The organism is Pseudomonas entomophila (genome assembly GCF_013523165.1).
Lineage (GTDB): Bacteria > Pseudomonadota > Gammaproteobacteria > Pseudomonadales > Pseudomonadaceae > Aquipseudomonas > Aquipseudomonas entomophila_A.
The window spans coordinates 1-15,368 of the sequence record NZ_JAAMQI010000018.1; the positions used below are offsets into that span (position 1 = coordinate 1).

The window sequence follows — 15,368 nt, forward strand, 5'->3', positions numbered from 1 at the left end:
CTCCCCGAAGGCCCCGCCCAACACCGCGAACCCGACCCCCTGCCCATCCGGCACGAAGCGCGCCAGAAAGGCCTCGCGCCGCACCTCGTCCATGCCCGGCGCCTGCTCCCAGCGCGGGATCGACGGGTGACGCTCGGCCAGCAGACGTGCGACCTGCTCCAGATACTCGAAGCTGCTGAAGAATGCCAGGTAGTTGCCGGGTTGCCGCGCGTACTGCTCGGCGATCAGCTCGACGATCGGCGCTAGCGAGGCCTGCCGCTCGCGGTAGCGCGTCGACACATGACTGGCAATGCGCACCTGCAGCTGCTCGGCACGAAACGGTGCGGCCACCTCCAGCCAGGCGGTGTCGGCCGGCATGCCCAGCAAGTCGGTGTAGAACTGGCGCGGGCCGAGCGTCGCGGAGAACAGCGTGACGCTGCGGGCGGCGCTCATGCGCGGCGCCAGCAGCCGGGCCGGGACCACGTTGCGCAGGCACAGGGTGGCCAGCCGCCGCTTGCCCGGCCCCTCGCGCACGCTGATGTCGAACAGAAAGTGCTCGTCGAACAGCTCGGCCACGCGGGTGAACTGCAAGGCATGGAAGTAGAACGCCAACAGGTCGGGCTCGATGCCGGTCGGGGCCTGGTTCATCTGCTCCTGGACCACGCCGACGAAACGCTGCAAGGCGCGCAGGAGCGGTTCGGGCAACACCGCGCTGGCCTGGTACGGCGCACGCTGCTCCTTGTACAGGGCGTTCCAGGTGCGGTTGAGCCCGTCCAGCACGCTGCTCAGGCCTGCGGGCTTGCGCTTGCGCAAGGTGGCCAGCTGGCCCTGATCGAGGCTGGCGCTGTACATCTGCCGCCCACGCTCGACCAGGTTGTGCGCCTCGTCCACCAGCACCGCCGTGCGCCACTGGTTGGCCTGCGCCAGGCCGAAGAGCAAGGCGTGGGCATCGAAGTAGTAGTTGTAGTCGGCCACCACCACATCGGCCCAGCGCGCCATTTCCTGCCCCAGGTAGTAAGGGCAGACCTGGTGCGCCAGGGCCACGTCGCGCACACCGGCCTGGTCCAGCAGCGGCCGTTGGCTGGCCGCTGCGCGTGCCGCCGGCAAGCGATCGTAGAAGCCCTGGGCCAGCGGGCAGGACTCGCCGTGGCAGGCCTTGTCCGGGTGCTCGCAAGCCTTGTCGCGGGCGATCAGCTCCAGGGTTCGCAACGCCGGTTGCGGTGAGGCTTCGGTCAACTGGCGCAGCGCGTGCAAGGCCAGCGCGCGGCCTGGGGTCTTGGCGGTCAGGAAGAAAATCTTGTCGAGCCGCTGCGGCGTAGTGGCCTTGAGCAGCGGGAACAGCGTGCCCAGGGTCTTGCCGATGCCGGTGCTGGCCTGGGCCATCAGGCAACGCCCGGTGCTGACGGCCTTGTACAGGGTCTCGGCCAACTGCCGCTGGCCCTGGCGGAATGCGGCGTAGGGGAACTGCAATGCCTGCAAGCCCTCGTTGCGCGCCAGCAGCCGTTGCTCCTGGGCCTGGGCCCAGCCGAGAAAGTACGCACAGACCTTGTCGAAAAAATGCTCCAGGTCCGTCGCCTGCCAGGACTCGCTGATCACCGTCTGCCGGTCGCTGTCGACGTCCAGGTAGACCAGGGCCACCTCGATGCGCGCCAGCTGCCGCGCCTGGCACAGCAGCCAGCCATAGACCTTGGCCTGCGCCCAGTGCAGTTGCCGGTGATTGGCCGGCTGGCGCGAGAGGTCGCCGCGGTGGGTCTTGATCTCTTCCAGGCGGTTGAGCGCCGGGTCGTAGCCATCGGCCCGCCCGCGCACCCGCAGGCTCTGATACTGCCCCTCCAGCGCCACCTCGGCCTCATACCCTGCCCCTCGGCGCGCCACCACGCGGCGATGGCCGTCGATACCTTCCTGGGCGGTGGGTGATGGGGTGAAGCGCAGGTCCAGGTCGCCCACCTTGGCACTGAACTCGCACAAGGCGCGTACGGCGACGGTGTAGCTCATGGGGCGGCGCTGTCCCAGCGCACGTGGCAGACGTCCACCGGCAAGCCGTGTTCACGGCAGAATTCCAGCCAGCGCAGCTGGTTGTCCTGCAAGCGATCGCCCGGGCCTTTGACCTCGATCATGCGGTAGCGCCCCTCGTCGGGCCAGAACTGGATCAGGTCCGGCATGCCGGTGCGGTTGTTGCGGATGTCCTGCAGCAGCCGGATGAAGCATGCCTTCAGGTGCGCTGGCGGCAGGCAGCCCAGCGCCTGGTCGAGCACGTCTGACGACAGCGCCGGCCAGCAGACGAAGGGCGATTGCAGGCCTTGCTTGGCCTGGTGCACCTGGCGGATCACCTCGGCATGGGTGCCGGCATCGAGCCGCGCGAAGCAGGCCTCGAAGGCCTCGGCGCGGCGCAGCTGGAAGTCGGCCTCGTGCAAGTCTTGCGGCGCGCTCTGGAACGGGTGGAAGAACGCGCCGGGCACGGGCGCGAAGATCACCTCCCAGCACAGCAGCCCGAACAGCCCGTTGAACAGGGTGTTCTCCACGTAGTGCACCTGCCCGCCATGCTCCTGGTGCAGGTACTGGCCGACGGCACGCTCGACCCCGAGCGTGGCGTGCTCGGCCGGCAATACCAGGTGAATCAGGTTGGCCGCCGGTGCCTTGCGGCGCGAACGCGGCGCGCCGCCCAGCTTGCGCGCCAGGCGCGGCAGCATGCGTTCGAGGGCCTGGACTTCCAGGGCATTGGCCGGTGCCTCGGCCACCTGGGTGGCGAAGGCATGGGCAGCGGCCCACTGTTCACTGCGCTCGAGCACGCGGATCTGACGGATACGCGCCTGCGGGTGCTGGCAGTCGGCGTAGATGGCCGTGGCCTGTTCCCAGTCGCCCAGCCGCTCGCACTGCTGGCCCAGGCCGAACAGCAGGCGCGCCCGGCGTCGGGCCAGCCAGGGGTTGTCGGCGGCCAGCGCCGGCAACGCGGCGAACACCTGCTGCGGCGTGGCGCCCTGCTCCAGCTGCTCGGCACAGGCATGCAGCGCCATGGCCGCGGTCACGTCCTCGCGGCTGCGCAAGGCGCGGGAGTCGGCGCTGAAGGCCACCTGCTCGTAACGCGCGAAACCCAGGTCGGCCAGCACGAACTCCGACCAGTCCTGGTACAGGTTGCCGAAGAACAACAGCCGCAGCCGGTCGCACAGCGCTTGCAGGCGCCATTGCACCACGCGCTCGGGAAAGCTCGGGAACCAGGACGCCAAGGTCCGGGGTGGCAGGTCCAGCGCTTGCAGCTCGGCCAGCAGTTCGTGCTTGAGCGCCTTGGGCCGGCTCAACTGCCCGGCGAAGCACCGCGCCAGTTCGTCCTTGCGCAGCAGGCCGAACAGCTGCTCGACCCCCAGCTCGACCTGCTCGGCCACCCAACCGGTGTCGAGCAGCGGGGTCAAGGCGGCGTGGGTGCAGCCGATTTCCGCGTACTGGAGCTTGTCGGTACGAAACAGCTCGCCCTTGCGCATGACCATGCGCACCAGCAAGGCGCGCGCAGGGCGCGGCAACTCGGCGAACGTGCGGATGAACGCGCGCTCCTGCTCGTCGAGCAAGTCGGCGTAGCGCAGCTCGACCCAGTCGAGTACCTGTTGGAAGTTGTACAGGTAGTAGAAAGGTTCTTCGACGGAATGGGCGATCACGGTAGACAGGCGGCAAGGGGATTGACGCACTGGTTATACATACAGAAACCGACTCCAGGCAAATCGGCTGGATCAGCGGTCGGGCAACCCACACCGTGCCAGCCGCTGCCGAAGCAGGCCCACGGCCTGGCGCAGGTCGTTCAGACGGCCACCCTCCCAGGCCAGCAGCACGTGCTGCCGGTGCCAGCCCCGTGCACTGAACATCGGCCCTGGCGCGGCGTGCAGGCCCTTGGCCGAGAAGGTGCGCAGCACGCGCTGCACATCGATGTCCTGGTTGGCCCGCGCCCACAGCCCACGCCCGCCTGCCGGGCGCTCGAACACCAGCTGATCCGGGATCTGCCGGGCGATTTCCGCGCACAGGGCGTCCACCCGCAGCCCCAGCTCGCTGCGCACCACCTGCAAATGAGCATCGACCTGCCCCTTGACCAGCAACCGCGCCAGGGCGTGCTGGCGCAGAGGCGGCAGGTGGAAGTCGCGCCAGACGAACGCCTGGCGTACCGGCTCGTGGGCACTCAACACATAGACATAGGGCGCCTCGGCGCCAGCGCAGGCCTGCACCGAGCCGAGCACCAGCAACCGCTTCGGGTCGAGCGTATCGCGCAACCGCGCCGTCGGTGGGCCGTCGAAGCAATGGTCGCTGTCCATGTCGTTTTCCAGCACCCAGACCCGGTGCTGGTCGAGCAGCGCCGCCATGGCCCGCTGCGCTGCGGTCGGCACCACCCGGCCCAGCGGGCTGGCCAGGCAGGAGGGCAACACCGCCAATCCGATCCGTTCGTGCCGCAGCAGGTGCGCCAGCGCGCCCACGTCCGGGCTGCCCTGGGCATCGAGCGGCACGTCGACGATCCGGCGACCGGTCTGCTTCAGCAGCCACAACAGGCGCGCGCAGACAGGGGACGGCACCAGCAGTGCCTCGTGTTCCAGGCGCAGGGCCGCAAAGACGGTCTCCAGCAGCGCCTGCAGATCAGTCGCCAGGTAGACGTCCTCGGCACTCCAGCAGTGCACCGAGGCGTGGGTGTAGCGCGCGGCCAGGGCGCTGCGCAGCATCAGCGCCCCGGTCACACGCCGCTCGTTCACGTTGCGGCTGCCCTGCCGCGCCAGACGGCGCTCCTCGGTGAGCAGCGCGTGGTCCAGCGCCGGCATGCCGGGCAGCGGCGGCTCGAGCAAGCGCAGGCTCTGGTGGTCGTCCGACATCACCGAGGCCGTGAGGCGTGCACGTGGGCCACTGACCATGGCGCGGTTGATGTAGTAACCGGACTTGGGCACCGAACGCACGTAGCCCTCGTGCTCCAGTTGGTGATAGGCGTGCTGCACGGTCGACAGGGAGACTTTCAGGCGCCTGGCCAGATCGCGCAACGACGGCAGCTTGTGTTCGTTGCACACGGTGTTGTGACGGGTCAGGGTCAGCAGGTAGCGGTACACCGCCTGATAGGCGAACTCGCCCCCGTTCGACTTGCTCATCGGGCCGCCAGCCTCGATGCCGGAACCTTGTCGCTCGCAAGGCCATCCTGTGCCCAGTCGGGCAGTGCCTCCTCGCGCCAGGTCACGTGGGCGAACAGCGACCGCAGCCCGTGCGCGTACCCATCGTCAGCGTACAGAGCCTGCAGGGTGCCGAGCGGCAGCCCGGTGGCGGTGGTCAGCCAGCGGCCTACCGCTTCCGGGCAAGGTCGGCCCTGCAAGGCCTGGTGCAACAGCGGCAGCGCCACGCGCATTTCGGGGTAACGGCGCCGAACGAAGGCCTCGAGCCCCCTGCCGCGGCCCACGAACGGCGCGCTGAGCAGGCAGTCGAGTTGCTGGGACGACAGCGCATGGGCGCGCAGGAAGGTCCGGTAAGCCTCCTCACGCCACGTGTCGACCTGCGGCATGCCCTCACATGCCTGGGACGCTGACAACGGTCGGTGGCTAAGCCAGGGGTCGCTCGCCCGGGCGTCGACGGGTTCGTCGGGCAGCAGGTCGGCCAGCTCCACCACCTGCAGAGGCGGCCAGCTCGGCATGGGTTCGGCCACCTCGTGCCGCGCATGCGCAGTGCTCAGGCAATGGGGCGTCAGGTGTTCGTAGACCTGGGCCAGGTTGTCCAGCAGGCTGCGTGCGCAATACCGCACCCAGCGGTCGGCCGGCAACCCCATCGCCCGTCGGCAGCGTTGGCTCCAGGCCAGCAGCTGTCGCTGCCGGGCCGAGGGCAGCTCGGTGACCAGGGCACCCACGCTGCCTTGCGGGTCCAGCGCCTCGCGGCATGCCTTGGCCCGGGCCAGCACGTGCCAGCCTTGGAGCACCCGCTCGGGCTGGCCGTGGCACAGGTGCCCGAGGGTCAGCAGCCGCTCGCGTGCGGCCGCATCGAGCTGCGGATCGAGCAGGCGCCGCCCGCAGAACGGCACCACATGGCCGCCGTCGACCATCAGCAGTTCGACACGCGGGTCGTCCTCCAGGAACAGCCGGCTGAAGCAACGCTCCAGGCGCTCGCCCGACGGCATCCGATGCCCGCCCAGGGGCAGCAGCAGTACACGCAAGACGAAGGTCGCCGACCCGCGGCTGGCCAGGCTCAACTGCGCCGCCCGCAGGCAGCCCAGGGCGTGGCTGCTGCGGCCATCGCCGCTGAAGGGGAACAGCACGCGAAAGCGCGCGATCTCATCAGGCCCACCGGCGGCGACTACCAGCCGCTGGACCAGCAACTGCAACGCCGTACGCTGGGGCCGGCTCATGTCGTCCAACAAGCGCTCGAATACTTGCTTGTATATGTACTGCATGGCCTGGTCATGAATCGTACTTGCCATGTCATGCACCTCCTTGGCATCTGGGCGGGTTCTTCACGCGACACGTCATTGAATGAAGGCACGCAGGGGGAAGTACCCTTCGAAATAAGCGTCCTCCCCGAGCGGGCGAGCCCGTACTGGCGGCCTTCATTCGACCCAGTCCACGCCTGGCGCGGCCTGGCCGACGACTGTCACGGGGCCATTATCGATTCCCGAGGCGGGAATAACAGATACAGTTCAGGGTAAAAAAACCATTCAGACGGGTATTATCGAACAACTTTCATTCAGACTTTTTCAGCCAGTCGACGATAACAAAGTGCACACTGTAAGTTTGCCGACTGGACTATCGGCAATTACTTATAGTGTTGTAGGAAATTTCTTAACTGAGAAGCAACGAGGGCAGCGCACCGCTTGCAGAGAGAAGATGGCCAGACGCCCCTGACCATCACCTGCACAGGGTGTCAGTCGAGCGCCATGTCCAGCACCACGCGCCCGCCACACGGGCAACCGTCCATGTAGCGGTGCGCCTCGACCACCTGGCTGAACGGGTAGACCTTGACGATCTGCGGCGTCAGCAGGCGATCGGCCGTGAAACGGTTGATGACGTCCAGGGCCCGCGCCATCGCCACCTGGTCCTGGGCGATGCCCAGCTCGGGCTTGCCGGTGAAGTTGCCGATGCAATGCACGTGGAACTGGATGTTCTTCTGAAACGCCGCACAGGCCGGGAACGGTGTCTGGTTGCCGCCCTGCAGGCCGTACAGCACCAGGCTGCCACGCGGCGCCAGGACATCGCCCAGCAGTGACATCTGCGGCCCGCCCAGCCCGTCGAGGACCATGTCCACGCCGCGGTTGTCGGTGTACTTGGCCACCTGCAGCAGCAGGTCCTGCTCTTCGGTGACGATCACCTTGTCGGCGCCCAGCGCCAGCAGCGGTGCGCGCTGCTCGGCCTGCTTGGTCACCGCGAACACCTTCAGGCCCAAGGCCTTGCCCAGCTGCACGAAGGCCGGCCCGGCGCAGTGGCTGGCGTCGGTCACCAGCGCGGTCTGCCCCGGTTTGGCCCTGGCCAGCTCGACGTAGGCGAAGTAGGCGATCAGCAGCGGGGTGTAGTGCACGCTCGCCTCGATCGGCGAGAGCAGGTCCGGGTAGCGGGTGATGGCGGTACAGGGCAGCACCACCACATCGCCATAGACGGGATGGTCATTGGCGCTGGCGGCCGGGAAGCTGGCCACGCGATCGCCCACGGCGATGTCCTCGACCCTTTCGCCCACGGCGGTGACCACTCCGGCCATCTCCTGGCCGATGCCGGCCGGCAGGCGCGCCTTGGACGGAGCCAGGTTCTGCCGCCAGAGCACGTCGTACCAGCTGATGCCGATCGCCTCGACACGCACCTGCACCTCGCCCGCCGTCGGCGTCGGCTCGGTCTGCTGCTCGCAGCGCAGCACCTCGGCGGCGCCGAACTTGTGGAAACGGATGATGCGCGACATGGCCTACCTCGCCTGTGTGAACGTCGTATTACCTTGCACTGTATCGGGACATAGCCCGCCAAGCCATGGGCGATCATCGATAGTCGACATGCCTGACATCGATCGGCCGGGCACCTGGGCGCCCGACGTGCGGGAAAGCGATGCAGGGTAACAGCCTTTGGCTTTAGTATTCACCCCTGCCCCACCCCCTGGCATACAGGCCCAACGATCGATGAACCGTAACGACCTGCGTCGTGTAGACCTCAACCTGCTGATTGTGTTCGAGACCTTGATGCACGAGCGCAGCGTGACCCGCGCGGCGGAAAAGCTGTTCCTCGGCCAGCCGGCGATCAGCGCTGCGCTGTCGCGCCTGCGCAACCTGTTCGACGACCCGCTGTTCGTGCGCACCGGCCGCACCATGGAGCCTTCGGCCCGCGCCCAGGAGATCTTCGCCCTGCTCTCCCCGGCCCTGGACTCGATCTCCACCGCCGTCAGCCGCGCCGCCGAGTTCGACCCGGCCACCAGCACCGCGGTGTTTCGCATCGGCCTGTCGGACGACGTCGAGTTCGCCTTGCTGCCCTTGCTGCTCAAGCGCATCCGTGCCGAAGCCCCTGGCATCGTGCTGGTGGTGCGCCGGGTCAATTATCTGTTGATGCCCGCCCTGCTCGCCTCGGGCGAGATTTCGGTGGGCGTGAGCTACACCGCCGACCTGCCGGCCAATGCCAAGCGCAAGGTGCTGCGGCGCAGCCGGGCGACGCTGCTGCGCGCCGACAGCGTACCCGGCGCGATCACCCTGGACGACTTCTGCGCCCGACCCCATGCATTGGTGTCGTTCGCCGGGGACCTGTCGGGGTTCATCGACGAGGCGCTGGAGACGATCGGGCGCAAGCGCCATGTGGTGCTGGCGGTGCCGCAGTTCAATGGGCTGGGGAGCCTGCTTGCGGGGACGGACATCCTGGCGACGGTGCCGGACTATACGGCGGAGGTGCTGACGGCAGCGGGTGGGCTGCGGGCGGAGGAGCCGCCGATCGAGGTGGGGACGTTCGAGTTGCACATGGCCTGGCGTGGGGCGCAGGACAATGACCCGGCGGAGCGGTGGTTGCGGTCGCGGATTCAGGTGTTCTTCGGGGATCCAGACAGTGTGTGAAGGCGATCGCCAGAGGGTTCTGTCGCAGATCGTCAATGCGGCATTGGCAACCTGATGGGGTCGGTGAGGTGGTTGCAGCAGGTCGTGGACGGTGCAAAGGACAGGTGGATGATGCCCGCCTCCTCTTTGTAGCGCATGCAATAGGTGCCCTTGTCGAGGGTGATGAACTGTCCCTGGATCACGTCGAAACCGTCGGGCTCCAGGCCGCCTCCTGTGGTGTCCTCGCCTGCTCCGATGAATACCTGACCCGAGGGCACCCGCAGGTGGACGCTGCCGTCTGCGTCCGTCAGCAACGCCTGGACCCTGACCTGGTACGTGCCATCGCTCGGCAGATTCAGGAAGGCGATGGTGCCCGCGTTGATTTCCAGCAGTTCGTCGTGCGGGAGGCTCCACCAATCGCAGGTGTCGTCCAGGCGGTGGCGTATCGCTTGCGTATCGAAGATGGCCAGGGTGGCTGTGTCGGTGTGCAGGTGGAAGTCGAGGGTCATGGGGGGGCTGGGTAGGTCTTGTCGGGTTGGACTGGGTTCGGCAGTGGGTGGGATGCGCCTGTGCCGTGGAGTACCAACCCTGCAAGGTGATCGTGTCGAGGGATCGAGGGCAGGCCGGGTATATGGCGCCTACCAGTCGCCGCGCCAGGCTTCCAGATAGTCGTCGTCGCTTGGGAGGCCCACGGCGTCCCCTAGTGCGTACAGGAATTCGAGGATCGATTCCCTTTTGACGGTTTTGATCGAGTCTTCGAAGGCGTTGATTTCATGCATGCAGTGCTCGAAGCGTGAGAGCAGGAAGGCTCTGTCAGGCGTGTCGAGGGGGTTCAGGACGTCATTGGACAGCGTCGTAAGTGCGGATCGATATCGTAACGGAACCATGAGTGTCGCCACCGTTGGTCCAGCGATCAACCACGCGAAGCTCGCCCGCTAGGGGGTACTTGCAGCGAAGGCGGTCAGTGCCCAGCGCGTTGCTATGGGTAACCTATCAATCTTCTTCGTCGTCCCCTTTTTCACCAAGACACAGAGATTCAGAAAATTCCTTGAATGATTCCGACAAGATTTTCTGTGCGGCCAAATGATTGACAGCCATTTCAACATCAGGACGAAACACATCGACTGCAAAATACAGCACCTTACCTGACTTTTTTTCGAAGCAGATGAAGTTATTAGCCTCATCCACAGCAAAAGGTAAAATATGTGCAGGGACCACCTCTTTTTCCTGCATAGTCAGAATGAAACCAACAAGGTGCGAAGTGTCGCCATCGAGCATACGATTACAAACTTCAATCGGCTTGAAGGACTCGACTAAGATAGGCTCATAATCAACATCCTCGTTCCAGCACTCTCGACTAGGAGCACCTCCATTACAATCCAGATATAATGACTTGAATTCATCAGGGAAAGTAAATTCCAAGACATTTTCGACCTTTCTAATATCTGACAATTCGACAGGGTTATCACCCATGGATAAGAATAATTTTTCTTTTCTCATTTCAACAGCTCGCTCAAGATACAGAATCCCAAAACCCAGTTTTTAAAAACTGACATCATAAGGCATGAAGCCTGCATAGCCTTTCGCCTCAATGCAGGTGGGCGCGCTGCTCCACATACGATGCTGAAACCTGGACGTTAATCCCACGCATTGATCTCCGACTCATCCTTCAATCCAGACAAGAAGCTGTCAAAGGTCTCAGCCAGCCGACGATAGGCGTGCCGTTGGTTCTCGATAACCGACGAATCAGGATCGAACGCGTCAGTCGCATAGAAGCACACGCTTCCATCGGCCAGGTCGAGGCAGAAAAAATTGCCCCCTCCATCGATCGCAAAAGGCAGCAGTGTCATCGGCACCACCTGCCGCTCCGTCATGAGGGCATAGCATCCACCAAGGTACCTGGTTTCCGACGCGTCCTGTGCACCAGATGGCGATAGGGCCTTGAATTTTTTCACTCGTATCACGTCATGGTCGTCATCACCTTCCCAGCAATCTTTGTTGGGAACACCGCCGTTGTATGACAGGAACAAGCGTTTGAATGAAGCAGGCAAGCGGGCTGCAATCTGTGTTTCGAGCGCTGCGATGTCGGAAGCGCTGATTGCTGGATCAGAGCGTGACAGCGTGATCATGGGCATACCGGAACTGTCGAAACAAGCACATTGCCACAGTGGTCTGCAGGGCGCAACGCGTGACCTGGGCTTACACAGCATTCCGTTGACAAGACACAGGGTCAACAAGGGAACACACCTTCGGTATAACTGTTGAACATCATGTTCGCCCATGCACTGTCAGACGCCTTTAGAGCAGCGTCCATGATCAAGCCGAAATCGTCTGAGGCATACCCAGCCACCTCCGAGCTTCCTGTCAGGGCAAGTACCTTTTTGAACACATGCCCCCGAATCCTTGCGGCCGTCTTCTCATCTTCGAGGAACCGGTATGGCACCTTTAGCAATGCCTCGTACGAAGCAGACCATTGGGCATCGAAACGTTCGTCATCGCGCTGAGCGAGCAGCGTGTCCCAGTCATCGACGCCTGCCACGATGGTCTCAAAAAAATCCTTGCTGTGTAGCTTGTGCTCTACATCAGCCAGCGTATATCGCTTCATCCTGGTGCCTGTTTTCAATGTGAGTGTATCCAACAGCGACCTCACCCAGTCGAATAGATACCGTTCGAAGCAAGACACGTCGCTGGGTACGATGACGCGGTTGGGAACATTCGCATACATGGAATATCCGCGACTCCAAGTTCACGCGTTGGAACACTTAAGGCGGACCTCGTTCGACATCATCAATGGGTAAATCACGTGCGAATGATAGTGAGCGTCCCCATTAATCCAGAAAATCGTCGTTGACACGGCAGTAGAGCACTGCCTCTACGTAGTCATTCAACTGCTGAGCAATCGGCCTCGTGTCTAAAGTAGATACAATATCCTGTAGGGTAGGCGCTTCCACAAATGTTCTTTTACTCCTTTCCAGAGTGATTTCTTCAACCTCGGTGTCTGCAATATAGTAAGTGGCTGCCATGATCGAACTGGGCGACTCAAGATCACCATCGCCTTCTACGAAAATCCAACCCGTGTCAGGAAGTCGATTGACATCCTTTAACAATGCGTCAAAGCCATTGAAAATCTTCATTTTTATCCGTTTACCTCAATGCTCACTGGAGGCTCTCCTACGGTATCAGAAGCCGAGAGAAGCATGCGTTTGTACCCATGATTGTGCTATCGACGCGAACGACCGACCGAGTGCCAGTGCTTCTGGCTTACGGCGGAAGGCATGTCCGAGACATCAAAGTTCCTGGATAGCGCTTCGAATCATATCCGTGAAGAATGCTTCAAAACTTTGGTGGCTGATGCTCTTCTCGCCGGTGCGTTTGAATGATAGCGGTGTCTCGACGACGACGGGTTCACCCATACCGCCCATGATCGAGGTATCAATGGAGTAAATCGGACCATAACCAGACGCCTTGATCACGATCATGGAACCATCAGCATCCCCGTCCCTACGAGCGGTCTGAGTGGCGAAAGCCACACAGGGCATCTCCATGGCCTTCAGGCCATCTCCATGGCCTTCAGGCCATCTCCAGTGATCCCATAGTACGTATCGCCAGTAAATGACAAAGCGCCGTATGTCTTCAGAAAACGTCTGTACGAGTCGGGAAATGCCACACCCAAATCTGCTTCAAATTGCGCGATCATGCCGTCTGCAGCGCCGCCTGAATAAGCGGGCTCTTCACCACTCGCATGTATTTCAGAAGCCAAGAGATCAAGGTAAGTCATTTTTCATCCTCAAAGGAAATGCGTAATGACCTGAATCCTCTGGGAGGAAACAAAGCTCATAGGTGAAGCTCACGTTTTGACCTGCAGGAGCGCACAGGGTCAATCAGAGAGCCTTGGCCAATCTCAAAAAACATCGAGCCTGACGCATCACATCTGATACCTGGCCAAAAACTCATGCAGCGTCTCACTCGAATTCAATAGACGTGCCGACGAATTCTCCACTTCCTCGGCAGCATTATCATCAGTAATACTGACGAATAGTATCGGTTCGACACCCTCGATAGAATCGAACACCCCTTCTTTACTTGCATATTCAAGGGCCTGCACCATGGAGGAAATCACTGCCTGCTTGAAAGTGTCGAAATCCGTACGCTCCTCTGACTCCCTTAAAAGCTCACACACACGCTCGAAGTGTTGATCACCCCACCCTTCATAGACCCATTCGGAGGTCGCCCAGGTATAGGCAGCTTCCAGATCTTGACGATCTGCCTCATCCTCTGCCCTCAGTTTTATGTCTAATGCCTCCCACGAATTTGCTGCCAATGCCACTGTCATGGCACTGGAGTCCGTGTACAAGGCAATCGCGTAGACATGCTCACTTGGATGCGCGGCCAGCAACTCAGGCAATGACTGCCTTACAGCGCCTGCAATTTGTTCCTTGAGAACATCCCAATCCATTATCAACTTCTCTCCGTGCGTTGGACGTTTCGACCTAAACCTTATAATGCACAGTACCATGTGTGAGCCTACGGGCACCACTACGCTCACTGAAAAACCATATTGATACGCCTAGAGCGGTACCCGTCGCCATTTGCCCTCGACCACTGAACTGCTGGCAAGCCTATTTTCCAAGCCTCATACTTCTCAGAATACTGAATTTCGAAGCGTTACTGCATTCGTACACAGGCTCGACCTGGAACTGTCGACCACCAATTCCTTTGCAAACGTTGTCCTTCCACACTTCATAAGTTTGACTACCATGCCGCATGTGGCCAATAAAGGCAATCACTTTAATGCGTAGTTTGCACTGACTGCAATCGCATACTGTCTAAACCCTAAAATCAGTCTAATCAGAAACACAGCTGTGACTTTACATAGGCCATATCGACCATGAGCAACGGCTGCGCAGCATCAATATGCTCATTTCGACAAGCCGTTATGACAGGGAAATTTGGCCCCATACCGATACCCATGTAGCAATAGCCCATGACGTGCACGTCGACGTTTGGCCTTTCAACAGCCGCCACTACTCTCCATCATACAAGCCTATGTACTGCAAACCATTATAGAGCTTGCCCGGCATATCAGAAACCTCAACGCTCCCATCGGAGTACCACAGGGTGGCATTGGCCCTCACAATACCCAGCACCATGCATTGGGCTTTGAGATCGGGCAACCGGTCGCGGTCGACAGCTGAATCGACCAGCAGTTCATCAAGGCTGACCTCTTCCGGCTTGCGTGGCATGATCCCCATGAAATCTTCGTCATACCAGGAAATGCCAATATCCTTGCAAAACTCGCACACCTGATATTCAGGGTCATCAATCTCGACTGAATAATCCAGTTCGAAATAGCTCAGGTATTCTTTTTCAGACGAAAAATTCGTACCCACCCATACATGCACCTTGTCGTACTGTTCCAGCGTTTCCGGCTCCATTTTTATCTCCAAACGTTAACTTCCATCATGATCGAGCAAGTCTGTTCAAGCATCTGGCACATTATCATTCACTCTCTACCGTCGATAACCCTGTTGACCTGCAAGACTAGCCGTTGCGCTGAGAAGCGGGTTCGCAGACCATCGACCCTTGTTGATCATTGGGCCGGCGGTATCAGCATCTGGCGGCTTTTCGCCATTTGCTCAGCGCCAGGTCATTCAAGACAAGCGTACAGGCGATGCATACTGGAGACCAGCGCACGGCCAGCATGGGCAATCGACGCTCAGTCGCCATCGCAGAGGCGTACTGCCTGGGGAGCCGGGAGTACGATGCATCAGTAATCTAGGTCTTCCTCCGCTACCAAGGCTTTGCAGAAGCCGTCGAAAGAATTGGATAAAAGCCTTTGTGCCATGAGGTGGTTGAGGCTGAGATGGACATCCGCTTGGAAGGCATCGGCTGTGTAGTAGATGATTCGACCCGACGGTTTCTCGAAGCAAATGAAATTGTCTGCTTCGTCGAAAGCGAACGGCACCAGGGTTTTAGGGATTGCATTCTTCTGGAGCATCGCTGTTGCGAACCCGAGCAAATCGAACTGATCTTCAAGGGGTTCCTCGCCCACGACCTGTACAGGATTGAAAAACTCTATTCTGAAGGGTTCATACTGTGTATCTCCGTTCCAAAACTCAAGGTTCGGCCTCCCTCCATTACACTTCAGGTATAACGATTTGAACGCCTTAGGAAAGGTGAAATCCAGTGCCTTTTCAACTTCCGAAAACGCTTCAATCCGAACGGGCGGGCCGCCCTCAGATAGAAATAATCTTTGCATGCTTGATGAACCCCTTTGTATGCTGCTGCAGGCATGCAGCAGGACGCCTTGAAGAGTTTTATTTTTTTAGTACGCGTATTGACGAGCACGGGAGATCAACTAAGGCTACGCGTTGAAGCGCATCTAATACGCGCGTTCCGATCTATT

17 protein-coding genes are annotated in these 15,368 nt (G+C 61.2%); 1 reads left to right on the plus strand and 16 read right to left on the minus strand.

What is annotated here, in order from left to right:
* The 5 genes from G7Z99_RS14605 to G7Z99_RS14625 all read right to left on the minus strand — a co-directional run.
* The coding region (locus G7Z99_RS14605) for an ATP-dependent DNA helicase (RefSeq protein ID WP_181094967.1) at positions 1–1,974 on the minus strand (1,974 nt) is incomplete at its 3' end.
* A complete protein-coding gene (locus G7Z99_RS14610) occupies positions 1,971–3,626 on the minus strand; it encodes a VRR-NUC domain-containing protein (RefSeq protein WP_181095072.1) in 1,656 nt (551 codons plus the stop codon). The genes G7Z99_RS14605 and G7Z99_RS14610, both read right to left, overlap by 4 nt.
* Positions 3,627–3,698: 72 nt before the next feature.
* Positions 3,699–5,084, minus strand: coding sequence for an aminotransferase-like domain-containing protein (locus G7Z99_RS14615; protein WP_181094969.1), 1,386 nt, complete (start codon positions 5,082–5,084; stop codon positions 3,699–3,701).
* Positions 5,081–6,394: a hypothetical protein gene (locus tag G7Z99_RS14620; protein ID WP_181094971.1), complete on the minus strand. Its 1,314-nt coding sequence runs from the start codon at positions 6,392–6,394 to the stop codon at positions 5,081–5,083. The genes G7Z99_RS14615 and G7Z99_RS14620 overlap by 4 nt, the downstream gene beginning before the upstream one ends.
* A 440-nt stretch (positions 6,395–6,834) precedes the next feature.
* Positions 6,835–7,857 carry a zinc-dependent alcohol dehydrogenase family protein gene (locus G7Z99_RS14625; protein ID WP_181094973.1) on the minus strand — a complete coding sequence of 341 codons (1,023 nt, stop codon included), beginning with the start codon at positions 7,855–7,857 and terminating at the stop codon, positions 6,835–6,837.
* A 211-nt stretch (positions 7,858–8,068) separates the two neighbouring features.
* Between G7Z99_RS14625 and G7Z99_RS14630 the strand changes: the two genes are divergently transcribed.
* Positions 8,069–8,983, plus strand: coding sequence for a LysR family transcriptional regulator (locus G7Z99_RS14630; RefSeq protein ID WP_258197042.1), 915 nt, complete (start codon positions 8,069–8,071; stop codon positions 8,981–8,983).
* A gap of 32 nt (positions 8,984–9,015) precedes the next feature.
* On the opposite strand, the gene G7Z99_RS14635 is transcribed toward G7Z99_RS14630, so the two are convergent.
* From G7Z99_RS14635 to G7Z99_RS14680, 11 genes are all read right to left on the minus strand, one after another.
* A complete protein-coding gene (locus G7Z99_RS14635) occupies positions 9,016–9,471 on the minus strand; it encodes a DUF6386 family protein (protein ID WP_181094975.1) in 456 nt (151 codons plus the stop codon).
* Positions 9,472–9,600: 129 nt separating this feature from the next.
* Positions 9,601–9,741 carry a hypothetical protein gene (locus tag G7Z99_RS14640; RefSeq protein ID WP_181094976.1) on the minus strand — a complete coding sequence of 47 codons (141 nt, stop codon included), beginning with the start codon at positions 9,739–9,741 and terminating at the stop codon, positions 9,601–9,603.
* 214 nt (positions 9,742–9,955) lie between these two features.
* Positions 9,956–10,462 carry an SMI1/KNR4 family protein gene (locus G7Z99_RS14645; protein ID WP_181094978.1) on the minus strand — a complete coding sequence of 169 codons (507 nt, stop codon included), beginning with the start codon at positions 10,460–10,462 and terminating at the stop codon, positions 9,956–9,958.
* Between the two features lie 137 nt (positions 10,463–10,599).
* A complete protein-coding gene (locus G7Z99_RS14650) occupies positions 10,600–11,091 on the minus strand; it encodes an SMI1/KNR4 family protein (RefSeq protein ID WP_258197043.1) in 492 nt (163 codons plus the stop codon).
* A gap of 101 nt (positions 11,092–11,192) precedes the next feature.
* Positions 11,193–11,687 carry a hypothetical protein gene (locus G7Z99_RS14655; protein WP_181094982.1) on the minus strand — a complete coding sequence of 165 codons (495 nt, stop codon included), beginning with the start codon at positions 11,685–11,687 and terminating at the stop codon, positions 11,193–11,195.
* Between the two features lie 103 nt (positions 11,688–11,790).
* Positions 11,791–12,096 carry a hypothetical protein gene (locus tag G7Z99_RS14660; RefSeq protein WP_181094983.1) on the minus strand — a complete coding sequence of 102 codons (306 nt, stop codon included), beginning with the start codon at positions 12,094–12,096 and terminating at the stop codon, positions 11,791–11,793.
* Positions 12,097–12,249: 153 nt separating this feature from the next.
* A complete protein-coding gene (locus G7Z99_RS19905; protein WP_258197044.1) occupies positions 12,250–12,492 on the minus strand; it encodes a hypothetical protein in 243 nt (80 codons plus the stop codon).
* A 20-nt stretch (positions 12,493–12,512) separates the two neighbouring features.
* Positions 12,513–12,740 carry an SMI1/KNR4 family protein gene (locus tag G7Z99_RS19910; RefSeq protein ID WP_258197045.1) on the minus strand — a complete coding sequence of 76 codons (228 nt, stop codon included), beginning with the start codon at positions 12,738–12,740 and terminating at the stop codon, positions 12,513–12,515.
* 147 nt (positions 12,741–12,887) lie between these two features.
* Positions 12,888–13,418, minus strand: coding sequence for a DUF4303 domain-containing protein (locus tag G7Z99_RS14670; RefSeq protein WP_181094984.1), 531 nt, complete (start codon positions 13,416–13,418; stop codon positions 12,888–12,890).
* A gap of 568 nt (positions 13,419–13,986) precedes the next feature.
* Positions 13,987–14,397 carry an immunity 22 family protein gene (locus G7Z99_RS14675; protein WP_181094985.1) on the minus strand — a complete coding sequence of 137 codons (411 nt, stop codon included), beginning with the start codon at positions 14,395–14,397 and terminating at the stop codon, positions 13,987–13,989.
* Positions 14,398–14,729: 332 nt separating this feature from the next.
* Positions 14,730–15,221: an SMI1/KNR4 family protein gene (locus G7Z99_RS14680; protein WP_181094986.1), complete on the minus strand. Its 492-nt coding sequence runs from the start codon at positions 15,219–15,221 to the stop codon at positions 14,730–14,732.
* Positions 15,222–15,368 lie beyond the last annotated feature (147 nt).

Coding starts and splice junctions, on each gene's coding strand:
- G7Z99_RS14680 (WP_181094986.1), bottom strand. CDS start 15,221: ATGCAAAGATTATTTCTATCTGAGGGCGGCCCGCCCGTTCGGATTGAA.
- G7Z99_RS14650 (WP_258197043.1), bottom strand. CDS start 11,091: ATGATCACGCTGTCACGCTCTGATCCAGCAATCAGCGCTTCCGACATC.
- G7Z99_RS14640 (WP_181094976.1), bottom strand. CDS start 9,741: ATGCATGAAATCAACGCCTTCGAAGACTCGATCAAAACCGTCAAAAGG.
- G7Z99_RS19910 (WP_258197045.1), bottom strand. CDS start 12,740: ATGACTTACCTTGATCTCTTGGCTTCTGAAATACATGCGAGTGGTGAA.
- G7Z99_RS14635 (WP_181094975.1), bottom strand. CDS start 9,471: ATGACCCTCGACTTCCACCTGCACACCGACACAGCCACCCTGGCCATC.
- G7Z99_RS14630 (WP_258197042.1), top strand. CDS start 8,069: ATGAACCGTAACGACCTGCGTCGTGTAGACCTCAACCTGCTGATTGTG.
- G7Z99_RS14655 (WP_181094982.1), bottom strand. CDS start 11,687: ATGTATGCGAATGTTCCCAACCGCGTCATCGTACCCAGCGACGTGTCT.
- G7Z99_RS14625 (WP_181094973.1), bottom strand. CDS start 7,857: ATGTCGCGCATCATCCGTTTCCACAAGTTCGGCGCCGCCGAGGTGCTG.
- G7Z99_RS14675 (WP_181094985.1), bottom strand. CDS start 14,397: ATGGAGCCGGAAACGCTGGAACAGTACGACAAGGTGCATGTATGGGTG.
- G7Z99_RS14615 (WP_181094969.1), bottom strand. CDS start 5,084: ATGAGCAAGTCGAACGGGGGCGAGTTCGCCTATCAGGCGGTGTACCGC.
- G7Z99_RS14660 (WP_181094983.1), bottom strand. CDS start 12,096: ATGAAGATTTTCAATGGCTTTGACGCATTGTTAAAGGATGTCAATCGA.
- G7Z99_RS14670 (WP_181094984.1), bottom strand. CDS start 13,418: ATGGATTGGGATGTTCTCAAGGAACAAATTGCAGGCGCTGTAAGGCAG.
- G7Z99_RS14645 (WP_181094978.1), bottom strand. CDS start 10,462: ATGAGAAAAGAAAAATTATTCTTATCCATGGGTGATAACCCTGTCGAA.
- G7Z99_RS14620 (WP_181094971.1), bottom strand. CDS start 6,394: ATGGCAAGTACGATTCATGACCAGGCCATGCAGTACATATACAAGCAA.